The following is a 13,874-nucleotide window of genomic DNA, read 5'->3' as shown; positions in this document are numbered from 1 at the left end:
AGAGCTTGGTTTCGACAATAAAGAAAATAGAGGTTTCCTACTCGTGCTAACGTACACTATGGAATGACCTAGTTAAGGAATGACCTAGCTAAATAGTGGGTAAAAGGTCAGTTTGTCATTCTCGAGAGGGAGGTACGACCGAGTCGGGAATCTCAAAATAACAAAGGCTGACACCGTGTCAGCCTTTTCTGTTACTCTAAGCAAAAGCGCATGTTACGCTTTCGATTCTCGATTCTCGATTCTCGATTCTCGATTCTCGATTCTCGATTCTCGATCAACTGACTATTTTTCTAACGTAAACTCTTTTGACAGATGATGTGCAAGGTATTTGAACATGTTGAATACCGCAGTCGTGTTTGCGGTTGGGATACCATTATCATCTAAGAAATAGTTGCCTTTAAAGACCAAAACTTCTTCTTTTTCTTCTACGCTATCAGCACGCATCCCTTCGATATAATCATCGTGGGCTTGAATAATTTGGTTAGCGATCAGCAGGAGATCAAATTGGGAGATGGTTTTCTTTTCGCTCATCACGATTACCTTTAAATAGAGGGTTTGACGGGATATGGCAGGGATTGTACGTGCAGTTAATGGCATTTTCCAATGACCTATAACAATTTTAGCCATGGTGCTGAGTGGAAATGTTTTGTGACGGGCTACATAAATCTGCTTACTTTGTTGGCGGAGATATAAACCACACGTTTAGTATGTGGCACTTCATAAGGTAAGGCATTGATTGCGTAACCGAACTAACCATCGAATTGGTTTTATAAACACACTTAACGTCTTGAGTGAGATCGCGCATTTGTCGAGCAGTCAAAAGTGATTTTAAAAAAAGATATTGATCTTCTGGTCATCTCGCTCGATAGTAAAAAAAGAAGCAATATTTTAAGTATGTTGTGCGATAAGCTCGCGTCATCAGTCACTAAAGGACACTAGAGTCAGTTATGGGTAAGTCACTCGTTATTGTGGAATCGCCTGCTAAGGCTAAAACCATCAATAAATATCTCGGTAAGGACTTCATCGTAAAGTCTAGTGTGGGTCACGTACGTGATCTACCTACTGCGGGACAAAGCACCGGCCAAAAAGCAGCGGCGGTATCGACCAAAGGTTTAAGCCCGGAAGAGAAAGCTCGTGTGAAGCACGAGAAAGATCGTAAATCGCTGATCAAAAAAATGGGTATTGATCCATTTAATGGCTGGGAAGCGAATTACCAAGTCTTACCGGGTAAAGAGAAAGTAGTCGCTGAGCTACAGAAACTCGCCAAAGACGCAGATTGCGTTTATCTCGCAACCGATTTGGACCGCGAAGGAGAAGCTATCGCATGGCACCTTCGTGAGATCATCGGTGGCGATGAAGAGCGATACAAACGTGTAGTGTTTAACGAAATTACCAAAAATGCTATCCAACAAGCGTTTGAAAAACCGGGCGAACTTAGTATGGATGGCGTTAATGCCCAGCAAGCACGTCGTTTTATGGACCGTGTTGTAGGCTTTATGGTCTCCCCACTGTTGTGGAAAAAAGTGGCTCGTGGCCTGTCGGCTGGTCGTGTTCAGTCTGTGGCGGTGAAGCTATTGGTTGAGCGTGAACGCGAAATCAAAGCGTTTATCCCTGAAGAGTTCTGGGATATCCACGCCAATACTCAAACGCAGAGCAAAACAGACTTCCGTCTACAAGTGGCGCAGAAAGATGGTGTGGTATTCAAACCAACCAATCAAGCGGACACCATGGCAGCGGTTTCTGTGCTTGAAAATGCGGCTTTTGAAGTGTGTAAACGTGAAGACCGCCCTACGTCAAGTAAGCCGTCTGCACCCTTTATCACCTCAACACTGCAACAAGCAGCAAGTACTCGTTTAGGCTACGGCGTTAAAAAGACCATGATGCTGGCTCAGCGCTTGTATGAGGCGGGTTACATCACTTATATGCGTACTGACTCAACTAACTTGAGTTCAGAGGCTGTAGAGACGTTACGCGAGTATATTGGTTCAGAGTACGGTGAGGCTTACCTGCCAGCGAGTAAACTGGTTTACGGTAGCAAAGAGGGCGCTCAAGAAGCGCACGAAGCGATCCGTCCATCAGATGTAACGGTGAAAACTGAAGATCTTGTGTCTATGGAAGCAGACGCACACAAACTGTATAACCTGATTTGGAACCAGTTTGTTGCTTGTCAAATGACGCCAGCGCAATACGATTCAACCACTGTGAGCGTCAAAGCGGCAGAGTACACACTGAAAGCGAAAGGTCGTATCCTTAAGTTTGATGGTTGGACTCGCGTACAACGTCCAATGGGCAAGAACGAAGACCAAATTCTACCTGCGGTTCAAGTGGGTGATAAAATTGACTTGGTTGATCTTGAGCCGAAGCAGCACTTTACTAAGCCACCAGCACGCTTTACCGAAGCGGCATTGGTTAAAGAACTTGAAAAACGTGGTATTGGTCGACCTTCAACGTACGCATCGATCATCTCGACCATTCAAGATCGTGGCTATGTGAAAGTCGAGCAGCGTCGTTTCTACGCTGAGAAGATGGGTGAGATCGTAACCGACCGTCTTGATGGTAGTTTCCATGAGTTGATGAACTATGAGTTCACCTCAAAAATGGAACAGAAGCTTGACCAAGTTGCAGTCGGTGATGCCAACTGGAAGTCGGTGCTGGATAACTTCTTTACTGATTTTACCGGTGACCTTGAGAAAGCGGAACTGGATGAAGATGTGGGTGGCATGAAGCCTAACCATATCGTTTACACCGATATTGAGTGTCCAACCTGTTCACGCGAGATGGGTATTCGTACTGCGTCTACAGGCGTGTTCTTGGGTTGTTCTGGTTATGCATTGCCGCCAAAAGAGCGTTGCAAGACCACCATCAACTTGGGTGACGAAGAAGGCATTATTAACGTACTTGAAGAAGACGTTGAAACGGCAGCACTGCGTGCGAAGAAACGTTGTCCAATTTGTGAAACAGCAATGGACGCTTATCTGATTGATGATAAGCGTAAGCTTCATGTTTGTGGTAATAACCCGAACTGTGAAGGCTACGTTGTTGAGTTTGGCGAATACAAAGTTAAAGGCTATGAAGGTCCACTGGTTGAGTGTGACAAGTGTGGCAGCGACATGGTGCTTAAGAACGGTCGTTTTGGCAAATACATGGACTGTACTAGCGAGACATGTAAGAACACGCGTAAGATCCTGAAAAATGGTGAAGTGGCACCGCCAAAAGAAGACCCAGTACACCTACCTGAACTTCCATGTGAAAATTCAGAAGCTTACTTTGTTCTACGTGATGGCGCGTCAGGCTTGTTCCTAGCGGCGAGTACTTTCCCTAAATCGCGTGAAACACGTGCGCCTTTGGTGGAAGAGTTGAAACGCTTTAAAGATCGTATCTCAGCTAAGTTCCACTACCTAGCGGACGCGCCAGAGAAAGATCCAGATGGCCTGCCAATGGTTGTTCGCTTTAGTCGTAAGTCTAAAGAGAACTATGTACGCTCTGAAGTAGATGGTAAACCGTCAGGCTACACAGCACTTTTCGTTGATGGGAAGTGGGAAATTACCGATAAGCGTAAGAAAAAGTAATCATTAGATTGAATTGAAAAAGCAGCGAGTAATCGCTGCTTTTTTTATGCCTGTCATATTAATTTGTTAACACAGTGTGTGAGGAAAGAGTGTGGTTTTTCGGCTGATAACCCAAAGCGAGATGGTTATTGTTAAATTGCTCAGTAGCCTGCGAGGCAAATCACATTCTTGTTTTCAAGATGTTAATTGTTTTGATAAATGTTACCAAATGTGTGAGCTAGGTCAGGTGGTGATTAAGTAACCTGTGAGCATTTGCCGGTATAGCGTATTTAAAATTGTAATCTTTGTCAGATACGATAATTTATAACCAATAACTTGCACATCAATAAGGGGGAGCGACACCGCGTAACACCGAACGAATTTTTATAGCTGCTCAAACTAGGGAATAAAGGTGCCAAGATTAGGCATCGAACGATAAAAAATAATATGGAGAATAACGAATGGCTGGTGTATTAGGAATGATCCTTGCTGGTGGTGAGGGCTCAAGACTGCGTCCTTTAACTGAGTCTCGGAGTAAACCTTCGGTTCCTTTCGGTGGTAGTTACCGCCTTATTGATTTCGCGCTGAACAATTTTATCAATGCTGATCTTATGCGCATTTATGTGTTAACTCAGTTCAAGTCTCAATCGTTGTTTCACCACTTAAAAAAAGGATGGAATATTAACGGCATCACTGACCGTTTTATCGATCCTATCCCTGCGCAAATGCGTACGGGGAAACGTTGGTATGAAGGCACGGCAGATGCTATCTACCAAAACTTACGCTTTATGGAACTGGCAGAACCTGAACAAGTGTGTATTTTTGGTTCTGATCATATCTACAAAATGGACATCAAGCAGATGCTTGATTTCCACCAAAAGAAAGAAGCGGCACTGACGGTTTCTGCACTGCGTATGCCACTCGATCAAGCCTCACAATTTGGGGTAATTGAAGTAGATACGGAAGGGCGTATGGTCGGTTTTGAAGAAAAACCGCAAAATCCTAAGTCAATTCCTGGGGATCCTGGCTTTGCACTGGTTTCGATGGGTAACTACGTCTTTGAAGCAGCAACGCTGTTCGCTGAATTGATTGAAGATGCGGACAATCCTGATTCGTCACACGACTTTGGCAAAGACATCATTCCAAAGATGTTCCCGCGCGGCGATGTGTTCGTTTACGATTTCAGCACTAACCAAATTACTGGTGAAAAAGAAGAAGTGTACTGGCGTGATGTTGGTACCATCCATGCGTACTGGGAAGCGCACATGGATTTGTTGCACAAAGATGCCCCATTCTCGCTGTATAACCGTAAATGGCCGCTGCACACGTACTACCCGCCATTGCCACCTGCCACATTTACTGACTGTGATAACGGCCGTGTACAAATCATTGATAGTTTGGTTTGTAATGGCAGTTTGGTGCGTGGTTCAAGAATAGAAAAATCAGTGTTGGGTTTCCGCAGCAATATCGCGTCTGCGTGTGACATCAGTGAAAGTATTCTACTTGGTGATGTCAAAATCGGTGAAGGTTGTGTGTTACGCCGTGTGATCATTGATAAAGACGTAGATATTGCACCGGGTACACAAGTGGGTGTGAATCTAAAAGAAGACCGTAAGCACTTCCATGTCTCGGACGAAGGCATTGTGGTGATCCCGAAAGGAGTCAAAGTTGGCTACTAAGCAATTGTCGATTCTTTTTGTTGCATCAGAAATTGATGGTTTGATCAAAAGCGGTGGCTTGGCGGATGTCGCCAAGGCACTGCCTGAAGCTTTGCGTTCAATGGGGCAAGATGTGCGAGTTGCGATACCGGCGTATCGCAAAATCGCCGATGTCGACCAAGCGCCAATTTTATTGGAAACGCAGTTAGAACATTGGCCTCATACACCTTATAAAGTGCGCCAGTTGTCGGTTGGTGAAACTCCCGTCTATGCCATCGAGTGCGATCAGTATTTTAGTCGTGATGAAATGTACTCAGAGTACAACCAAGCCTATCCAGATAACGGTGAGCGTTTTGCCTTTTTTAGTGCCGCGAGTTTGGATATGCTGGCCAAGCTCGGTTTTCAACCAGATATCGTGCACGCCAATGACTGGCATACTGGCTTTGTGCCATATTTGCTCAAACATCGTTATGCTGAATGCCCATACTTTGCCAATACTAAGAGCATTATTTCAATTCATAATGCGGTATTTAAAGGTGTGTTCAGTTATGAAGAAGTCCATTCTTTACCTGAGATGCAAGTGCATTACGCTCCTGATGCTGCGGTGAGTAATAGTCATATTACGATGCTGAAAGCTGGAGTGATGACGGCAGATAAAATCAATGCCGTCAGTCCGACCTATGCGCAAGAGCTGCAAACGGAACTTGGCAGCCATGGCATGGCCAAGGAGTTTCAAGCGCGTTCTGCCGACTTGGTGGGGATCCTAAATGGTTGTGATTACAGTGCATGGAGTCCGGAGACGGATCATTATTTGCCGGTGAATTTCAAAGCCAACAAGCAGAGCATGTTGAAAGGCAAAAAAGCGAGTAAAAACGCGCTTCAGCAACGTGTTGGTTTGCCTGAAAATGACATCGCGATGTATGGCATGGTTTGTCGTTTGACCAATCAGAAAGGGGTGCAATATTTGATCCCGATTCTTGAGCGATTTTTGAAACTTGACGTGCAGGTTGTGATTGTCGGTACGGGTGATCCTAAACTCGCTTATCAACTCAAAGCGATTGCAGAACGCTACAGTGAAAAGTTCGCCTTTGTTGAAGCGTACGACAATGAGTTGGCTCACTGGGTTGAAGCTGGGGCAGATTTCTTCCTGATGCCTTCTGAGTTTGAACCTTGTGGACTAAATCAGATCTACAGCATGGCTTACGGTACGTTGCCGATTGTGCGTGCAGTAGGGGGCTTGAAAGATAGCGTGATTGACTACGATAGTGCACCAGAGCAAGCGACGGGTTTCGTTTTTGAACAACCAGAACCGTTGGAATTGCTGAGCATCATGCAACGTTCATTGCTGCTGTACACGCAAAACCCAGCAGAGATGAGACGAGTGCAGCTGTATGCGATGGAGCAAAAATTTTGTTGGAAACAAGCTGCGGATGAATATCTGTCGCTCTATCACGCAGCGTTACGCTAAGTAAAACCAAACGAAAGGATGATTCATTTCGTTAACTTTTGCATTAAACCTTGAACGTGGTTGACTAAAAAGGCGTCTAGTGACGCCTTTTTTACACTTTTCTCGTCGCAACCCCTCATAAATTGACCGAAGCTGAATTAAGATTTCATGACTTTATGGTAGTCTGCCAATCCCTAATAGAAACCAAATCAATTCTCATAGATGAGCAATACTCTGCTGTTTCATAAAACCTATCCTCACCCAACGAGCAAAGAGTGGGTGGTCTTCATCCATGGTGCTGGAGGCAGTTCATCGATATGGTTCAAACAAATCAAAGCTTACAAAGCCCATTTCAACTTGTTATTGGTCGATCTTCGTGGTCACGGTAAGTCGAGTCAGTTGCTCAAAGATCTCATGACCAATCGCTACACCTTTAAGACGGTGACCTTGGATATCTTACAAGTGCTCGATCATTTGAAAATTCAGTCAGCTCACTTTGTTGGTATGTCACTTGGCACCATCATCGTGCGCAATTTGGCTGAATTGGCCTCTGACCGAGTTAAGTCAATGGTGCTAGGAGGCGCTGTAACACGCTTGAATACGCGTTCACAGCTTTTGGTGAGGCTCGGTAACTATTGCAAGCACATCGTGCCTTACATGTGGCTGTATCGCTTATTTGCTTATATTGTGATGCCACAGCGTACGCAAAAACAGTCGCGGCATCTATTTATTCGTGAGGCAAAGAAGCTGTGCCAAAAAGAGTTTAAACGCTGGTTTATTTTGGCGGCAGATGTCAATCCGCTCATGCGATACTTTAAAGAGAAAGAGTTGCCAATCCCGACGCTTTATTTGATGGGCGATCGTGACTATATGTTTATTCAACCGGTCAAAGAGATGGTGGCCGTGCACCGTTCTAGTCAGTTACGTGAAATCGCAAACTGTGGGCATGTATGTAATATCGAACGACCAGACGAGTTTAATCAGCATTCGATTGAATTTATTCGTCAGCAAATTGTGGCGAAGTAATCTGTTACACCAGATAAGGGCCTTTTACTTGGCTCTTATCGTTTATTCTTGTTTAAATTTATGACAAATACGCTAGGAACTGTGCGATGTTCCGCATTGCCAACATAAAGCAAATTGGCCTTCATTTTCTTCACCACAATTTGAACAATGCCAAGGCGGCGCCGATAGTGGCTGCTCAAACTGTGTAATAACTTCGTATGCTTTATTTTGTTGGCTGCTATCGAGTAGCCACACGTAAGGTTCACTTGCTTCACCAAAGGGCAACTCACCTTGTAGGCCGAAAATCCCTTCGCCACGAACTTCACAATCAATATTATTGGTACGCAAAAGCTCACAGACAATGTGAGCTTGTGGTGGATTATTTGCACTAAATATTTTCACTAAGCCTCTCCGTTAGACGCCTTGTTCGAGGTTTTGTCGCTCTGTTTTATTTTAGCCATTACCCATTTCGCGACAATCGGGAACAGGCCAAGCAATGCAAATGAGGCTAATACCGAAGGTGAAACAATACCTGAGAGTGAATCAATTTGTGCTAATTGGGTTCCCGCATTGAGATACACCGCAGTGCCCGGTAGCATACCGATTTGACTCACCAAATAGAAACGCGCGGTAGAAATCGGGGTTAAGCCCATAAGTAGGTTAATTAAGAAAAATGGGAAGACCGGAATTAAGCGCAGTGAGAAAAGATAGAACGCGCCATCTTTTTCCACCCCTAGATTAATGGCGGAGAGTTTGTCACCAAATTTGCTTTGTACCCAATCGCGTAGCAAGAAGCGGCTGCTAAGAAAAGCCAGTGTCGCGCCAAGCGTGCTGGCAAAAGAGACTAAGATTAAGCTGGCCCAAAAGCCAAATAATGCTGCGCCAAGCAGAGTGACGACGGCCGCGCCAGGAATCGAAAAGGCCGTAATCGCAAGATAAGCCAAAAAGTAAACAGCCGCCGCTAGAACAAAGTTCTGCTCAATATACAAGGCTAACTCTGCCTGTTGTGCTTTGGCATTTTCGAGGGTGAGTTGATCGCCAAATTGAGTGATAAGTAGCGCTATGATGGCAATCAGCAATAGGCCGAAAATCAGTTTTTTATTCATCTTGGTTCTCACTTATCTCTGGTAGATATCTATTTTATAGCGCGATAATTTCACTATCTTAGATACGCATCTTACGATCGTATTGTTGCATCGTTCAGTCATGAATACGGTTCTTTGCTCGTTGTTTTATATAGGAACTTCAAAGCACGCAAAAAATTTCAAAAAAAAAGCCAGCAACAATGGCTGGCTTAATTCAATTTATTCATTTTCTAAATCAATGCTCAAGGCGAGACATCAGTTCTTGGCGGCGAGCTTGAGGAACGACGGACCAATGCGTGCCTTTAATTGCGCCTTCAAGTGCCCAAAGCAACTCTAAACTCACCTGGGTATCATGTGAGGCTTGAATGGCTTTGTATGCTTGAACTGAACCCACTTGTTCTAAATTCTCAACTGATTCGATACCGGCTTTTTTCAGCATACGTTCAGTTGCAAGACGCAAGTTTGGTAGATCTTTAATACGAGTTGGTTTTGTTTTCGCTTGAGTGCTCTTTTCTTGCTTAGCGAGAGAGAGTGCATCGGTAGCCGTTTGCAGTGTTTTTGCACTGTCTTGGTACCACTCTTCACTTAAAGCAAAATATTTAGTAACAACAGGGAAGCCTCGTTTGTGATACACGTACGGTTCTAATCCTTGTTGCTTAAACTGCTCAGTAAGGGCATCGTCGGCACGAATATGAAGCTTGTCGTGTACAACCAATGCAAACATTGTGTCGTCTGCAAAAATGCCGAACCCACCAAACATAGAGCGAGATTTAATCCGACCTAAGGGCTCAAAAAGCCTCATAGAGTCTTTAAGTATTGGTTTATCCATTCAGTACTTTCTCGGTGTATGTGTATATACGCCACCAAATCAGGTCCGAGAGAATAGCAGTCAATGCAGATTTCTGGAGAGTAATCAGTTAACGTGTTGCATTTCTACCATCGGTAACCCCGCTGCCGTACATCATTACAATGTTTAGGTCGGTGGCTTTGCGTCCCAACTTTTCAGTTTGGTTTGCCCTGTGCGTGACTTAATTTGCTCTGCTAAAGATTAAATTACTTCTGTCAGGAAGTAGTCTATTAATATGGGATAATTGTGATCTTTATGCAAGAATAACTTTCATTTATGAGGCTTTAGCCGAAGGATTGCCCCTCGGCTAATCTTTATTGAATCATTAACTTAGTCGATTCTTGCAACGGTGCTACGCTCAACGATTTCTGGATGCATCTCAAACACGCGTTTTTCGTGTTCTTTATCTTTAATGCGCTCTAGCAGAATTTCGAATGCGTTTTTACCAACACGACGCTTTGGTTGGTGAACTGTCGTCAGTGGTGGAGAGAAATACTCTGCCAATTCGATGTTGTCGTAGCCGATCACTGAGATGTCTTCTGGCACGCGAATGCCTTTTTGTTGCAGACGGCTCATTAGGCCTAATGCCATGGTGTCATTGAAGCAGAATACAGCCGTCGGGCGTTTGTCCATCGCAACGAGTTGGTCGGCGGCCAATACGGCCGTGTCACACTCAAAGTTACCTTCAAGAATCCAATCTTCGTTAACTTCAAGTTGTGCTTGGTTCATCGCACGTTTAAAGCCTTGGATACGCTCTTGGCAAACCGCTTTTTCAAAATGACCGCTTAGGCAAGCGATGTCTTTGTGACCGTGGTCGATCAAGAATTTCGTTGCTAGGTAGCCACCTTCTTCTGAGTTGTCGATGATGTTGTCTGCTTGAGAGGTCTCAGGGCCCCAATCCATCACAACTTTAGGAATGTCTTTGTGGTTGTTGAGCATTTCGCTCAGTTCTTCTGTTAAGTCAGAACACATCACCAAAATACCATCAACGCGTTTTTCTGCGAGCATGCGAATGTAGTCGCGTTGTTTCTCGTAGATACCACCAGTGTTACATAGGATCAGTGTGTAGCCTTGGCGGTAACAGTAGCTCTCGACGCCATCAATTACTTCAGAGAAGAATAGGTTAGTAGATTGAGTTACTAGCATACCAATGGTACGAGTCGTATTGCATTTTAGGCTACGAGCAACGGCACTTGGTGCATAGTTCAGCTCTTTCACTGCTTCCATCACGCGCTCTTGCGTTGTCTCTGCGACAAAGCGAGTTTTATTGATCACGTGTGAAACAGTAGTGGTTGATACGCCAGCAAGGCGAGCAACGTCTTTAATAGTGGCCATAAGGGGTTGTCCTATCTTTAGCTGCCACGGCGGTATTCACATATCAGAATAATTTGGCAGAAAGTATTAAAAACACAAAAACCGCTTGATTACAGCGGTTTGTATTTAATTCATTATTTTTTTATCGTTTGCGCTGTCGATTCTAGACCGCATCTCGTTTGGGGGCAAATAAAAATCCCGTCCCCCATACTGTTATGCCCACCATGATAGGTGAGTGATTAGGCATCAGCCGAATAAAAATCACTTAAAACAAGGAGTGGATGAGGTGTCACTCGTTACTTTTATTACACCACACCAACCCTAGAAAAGCCGTTATTCGCGAATTTATTCAGCATCAACTCATTACGCATCAACGCATCAAACACCTATTGGGTAGATATTGAGCGTCATTCACCCGTTAAGTATTGGCAATCAAGCTCTAAAAACGCAACCAGCAGCGCCGCAACGGCAGAGTAGAAACCAAACTTATCTAAGCCTTTGCATTTGGTCGCAAATTTAGCCACCCAGCTTAGAATGTGTTGACGGATAAAGGCTTCTTGTTCAACGAAACTTTCTTCAAAATGACGCTCTTGCTCAAGCTCGTTTGAACGAATAATGATGTTACCGAGCAGATCAAGTTCAATCGCAATATGATCCGCAGGCTCATTCAAGCCTTGTTCAACCGCAACACCGTACTTTTGAAGTAATGCGTCCATTTCGTTCGCTGGTTTATCATGCAGTAGACCGGTTGTGCCGATGTACATAGAAGCATAAGGCAGTGCAGATTCTTTATCAGACTTTAAAAATAAGTCACAAAAGTCAGCCGCTAACTCTAGCTGGCCATCTTCGCGGTCTAGCTGACGGTTAAGTGCATCCACTACATCATCAATGGCTGGTTTTAGGCTTGGGTTTTCACCAAGGCCAGATAAAAAGCTACGAATCTCAGGGCTTTGATATTGCTCTAGATCCGCTTCAGTTAGCTCTTTGGCAAATAAGCTAGAGAACCACCAGTAAATTTCTGCACGCTTTTCGTTAAACGCTTTTAACTCTTGCATCAAACAATGCTCCTATTTTCATTCTCCTACTATTCTAGCGAAGAAAAATGAATAGGGATAACACACAATGCGTCAAAATAAGTGCAAAAATGGCAAAATGTTAATGCTTGGGCTAGTTTTGTTTTGAATCAATAAAAAATCATCTTTCTTGATTTTAATGTAACAAATACTAGAAATGTTACGATATATGAATAGAATGTAGGTCGTAAACAATTCCCAATGCAAATTAAGTGGTTTAGATGAGCTATCACGTACTAGTTGTAGAAGATGACGCAGTAACTCGCAGCAAGCTGGTTGGCTACTTTCAAAATGAAGGTTACACCGTCAGCGAAGCAGAAAGCGGCGAGCAGATGCGCGACACACTACAAAATCATGCGATTGATTTAGTCATGCTAGACATCAATCTTCCTGGTGAAGATGGCTTGATGTTAACGCGTGAACTACGCAGTCAGTCTGACATTGGAATTATCCTGGTAACAGGACGCACGGATAGCATTGATAAGATCGTTGGTTTAGAAATGGGTGCCGACGATTATGTAACAAAACCGTTTGAACTTCGCGAACTGTTAGTTCGAGTGAAAAACCTACTGTGGCGTATTTCGTCAGCGCGTAATGCCGGTAGTGTTGTTGATCAGAAAAACGATTCAAATTTAGTTCGTTTTGGTGAGTGGATGTTTGACGTTCAACGCCGTGCGCTTAGCCGTAACGGCGAGCCAGTAAAACTGACTAAAGCGGAATACGAGCTTTTGGTTGCGCTTTCAACTTACCCTAACCAAGTGCTAAGTCGCGAACGCATTCTTAATATGATCAGTCACCGCGTTGATGCGCCTAACGACCGTACTATCGACGTACTGATTCGTCGTATGCGCGCTAAGATGGAGTTCGACCCTAAGAACCCGCAAATCTTTGTCACGGTTCACGGTGAAGGTTATATGTTCGCTGGCGATTAATCGTCTTTGAAACAACCCAACAATAAAAAAACCGAAGCCTAGGCTTCGGTTTTTCTTTTTCTATGTGGCGACAGCATCAGTCAGTCTTTTTTGGCACTTGAGTGAACGTTAAAGATTGCTCTGTGATGCTTCAATACTTTGCTCTTCGTAATCGGAGGCCCAGTCACGCAAGCTTTGCCAGATACGACCAAGCGTTTCATGCCAGTAACGTTCAGTTTGTTCCAAGTAAATCGCTTTTGGCGTGTACTTACTCCAGAACTGATGAATCTCATCTTGAGCCAAATAATTGGTTGGCGCAGGGTATGGGTTTAATCCTGCAGAGTGAAACTCATTCAATGCACGTTGCATGTGGCTTGCCGAAGTCACTAAGACCACTTCTTTGCGTTTGACAAATGCGGCCGCCTGGCGCGCTTCTTCCCAAGTGTCCTTCGCTGTTTCCAGCAAAATAATATCAGATTTAGCGACACCTAAAGCCAAAGCGACTTTGGCCATCATGCGTGCATTACTGACATCAGAACCGCCAGCATAACCTGACAGAATCAACTTGGAGCCCGGATAGATACGCATAATACGGATGCCTTCGGCCAAACGCATTAAACCAGTGCGACTTAATTCAGAGGTAGGTGGGATGGAATCATCCACCACATGACCACTGCCTAGCACCATGACGTAATCGATCGACTTATCGACGGGTAAAAAAACGCTAAATTGACGCTCAATCGGCATCAATAAACGAGAGGCAACAGGTTGGAATGAGATCAAAAACATTCCAATAAATGAGAAGAGAACAATCAGGCAGCCTGTTTTCTGCTTTCTTGTAAACATGATCAGCATTAAGCCGATAAAGCCAATGATCAGCATTGCTGGTAAAGGCATAAGTAAAGACGAGACGACTTTTTTCAGCTCAAACATACTTAAATAGTCCGAAAAAACACCAGTTGATGAGAATTTAAGAGAATCCCTCT

General features: G+C 44.2%; 12 protein-coding genes and 1 riboswitch. Of the genes, 5 read left to right on the top strand and 7 right to left on the bottom strand.

Going from position 1 to position 13,874, the window contains the following annotated elements; genetic code table 11:
* Positions 1-282: 282 nt before the first annotated feature.
* On the bottom strand, positions 283-531 hold the full coding sequence (locus tag RH88_RS21915) for a YciN family protein (protein ID WP_005600149.1): 249 nt from the start codon (positions 529-531) through the stop codon (positions 283-285).
* 416 nt (positions 532-947) lie between these two features.
* On the opposite strand from RH88_RS21915, the gene topA reads away from it, so the two are divergent.
* The 4 genes from topA (at position 948) to RH88_RS21895 (ending at position 7,679) form a co-directional block, all read left to right on the top strand.
* On the top strand, positions 948-3,569 hold the full coding sequence (gene topA / locus RH88_RS21910) for a type I DNA topoisomerase (RefSeq protein ID WP_005600147.1): 2,622 nt from the start codon (positions 948-950) through the stop codon (positions 3,567-3,569).
* Between the two features lie 440 nt (positions 3,570-4,009).
* A complete protein-coding gene (gene glgC, locus RH88_RS21905) occupies positions 4,010-5,227 on the top strand; it encodes a glucose-1-phosphate adenylyltransferase (RefSeq protein WP_005600145.1) in 1,218 nt (405 codons plus the stop codon).
* Positions 5,217-6,674 (top strand): glycogen synthase GlgA, encoded by a 1,458-nt coding sequence (gene glgA, locus RH88_RS21900; RefSeq protein ID WP_005600143.1) that lies wholly within the window; start codon positions 5,217-5,219, stop codon positions 6,672-6,674. The genes glgC and glgA overlap by 11 nt, the downstream gene beginning before the upstream one ends.
* A 201-nt stretch (positions 6,675-6,875) precedes the next feature.
* Complete coding sequence (locus tag RH88_RS21895) at positions 6,876-7,679, top strand: alpha/beta fold hydrolase (protein WP_005600141.1); 804 nt, start codon at positions 6,876-6,878, stop codon at positions 7,677-7,679.
* Positions 7,680-7,751: 72 nt separating this feature from the next.
* Here RH88_RS21895 and RH88_RS21890 read toward each other — a convergent pair whose 3' ends face one another.
* The 5 genes from RH88_RS21890 to torD all read right to left on the bottom strand — a co-directional run bounded on the left by RH88_RS21890 (position 7,752) and on the right by torD (position 11,959).
* Positions 7,752-8,060 carry a putative signal transducing protein gene (locus RH88_RS21890; protein WP_005600140.1) on the bottom strand — a complete coding sequence of 103 codons (309 nt, stop codon included), beginning with the start codon at positions 8,058-8,060 and terminating at the stop codon, positions 7,752-7,754.
* Positions 8,060-8,764 (bottom strand): TVP38/TMEM64 family protein, encoded by a 705-nt coding sequence (locus tag RH88_RS21885; protein WP_005600138.1) that lies wholly within the window; start codon positions 8,762-8,764, stop codon positions 8,060-8,062. Before RH88_RS21885 ends, RH88_RS21890 begins: the two co-directional genes overlap by 1 nt.
* A gap of 214 nt (positions 8,765-8,978) precedes the next feature.
* On the bottom strand, positions 8,979-9,572 hold the full coding sequence (locus RH88_RS21880) for a TfoX/Sxy family DNA transformation protein (RefSeq protein WP_005600137.1): 594 nt from the start codon (positions 9,570-9,572) through the stop codon (positions 8,979-8,981).
* Positions 9,573-9,681: 109 nt separating this feature from the next.
* Positions 9,682-9,770, bottom strand: a riboswitch (cyclic di-GMP riboswitch).
* Positions 9,771-9,920: 150 nt separating this feature from the next.
* Positions 9,921-10,925 carry an HTH-type transcriptional repressor PurR gene (purR, locus tag RH88_RS21875; protein ID WP_005600135.1) on the bottom strand — a complete coding sequence of 335 codons (1,005 nt, stop codon included), beginning with the start codon at positions 10,923-10,925 and terminating at the stop codon, positions 9,921-9,923.
* A 386-nt stretch (positions 10,926-11,311) separates the two neighbouring features.
* Entirely contained in the window at positions 11,312-11,959 is a 648-nt protein-coding gene (gene torD / locus RH88_RS21870) for a molecular chaperone TorD (RefSeq protein ID WP_005600134.1), read from the bottom strand.
* Positions 11,960-12,198: 239 nt separating this feature from the next.
* On the opposite strand from torD, the gene torR reads away from it, so the two are divergent.
* Positions 12,199-12,909 (top strand): two-component system response regulator TorR, encoded by a 711-nt coding sequence (gene torR / locus RH88_RS21865; RefSeq protein ID WP_005600132.1) that lies wholly within the window; start codon positions 12,199-12,201, stop codon positions 12,907-12,909.
* A 108-nt stretch (positions 12,910-13,017) separates the two neighbouring features.
* Here the strand turns inward: torR and elyC are convergent, their stop codons facing one another.
* The gene (gene elyC / locus RH88_RS21860; RefSeq protein WP_005600130.1) at positions 13,018-13,821 is read right to left on the bottom strand and encodes an envelope biogenesis factor ElyC; all 804 of its coding nucleotides are present in this window, start codon (positions 13,819-13,821) and stop codon (positions 13,018-13,020) included.
* Between the last annotated feature and the right edge of the window lie 53 nt (positions 13,822-13,874).

This window comes from Vibrio scophthalmi LMG 19158, assembly GCF_000222585.1.
In the GTDB taxonomy this organism is placed as follows: Bacteria; Pseudomonadota; Gammaproteobacteria; order Enterobacterales; family Vibrionaceae; genus Vibrio; species Vibrio scophthalmi.
The sequence above is the reverse complement of the archived record's forward strand: the minus strand, read 5'-3'. Positions and strand labels throughout refer to the sequence as shown.

Coding starts and splice junctions, on each gene's coding strand:
- topA (WP_005600147.1), top strand. CDS start 948: ATGGGTAAGTCACTCGTTATTGTGGAATCGCCTGCTAAGGCTAAAACC.
- RH88_RS21915 (WP_005600149.1), bottom strand. CDS start 531: ATGAGCGAAAAGAAAACCATCTCCCAATTTGATCTCCTGCTGATCGCT.
- RH88_RS21880 (WP_005600137.1), bottom strand. CDS start 9,572: ATGGATAAACCAATACTTAAAGACTCTATGAGGCTTTTTGAGCCCTTA.
- torD (WP_005600134.1), bottom strand. CDS start 11,959: ATGCAAGAGTTAAAAGCGTTTAACGAAAAGCGTGCAGAAATTTACTGG.
- glgC (WP_005600145.1), top strand. CDS start 4,010: ATGGCTGGTGTATTAGGAATGATCCTTGCTGGTGGTGAGGGCTCAAGA.
- purR (WP_005600135.1), bottom strand. CDS start 10,925: ATGGCCACTATTAAAGACGTTGCTCGCCTTGCTGGCGTATCAACCACT.
- elyC (WP_005600130.1), bottom strand. CDS start 13,821: ATGTTTGAGCTGAAAAAAGTCGTCTCGTCTTTACTTATGCCTTTACCA.
- torR (WP_005600132.1), top strand. CDS start 12,199: ATGAGCTATCACGTACTAGTTGTAGAAGATGACGCAGTAACTCGCAGC.
- RH88_RS21885 (WP_005600138.1), bottom strand. CDS start 8,764: ATGAATAAAAAACTGATTTTCGGCCTATTGCTGATTGCCATCATAGCG.
- RH88_RS21895 (WP_005600141.1), top strand. CDS start 6,876: ATGAGCAATACTCTGCTGTTTCATAAAACCTATCCTCACCCAACGAGC.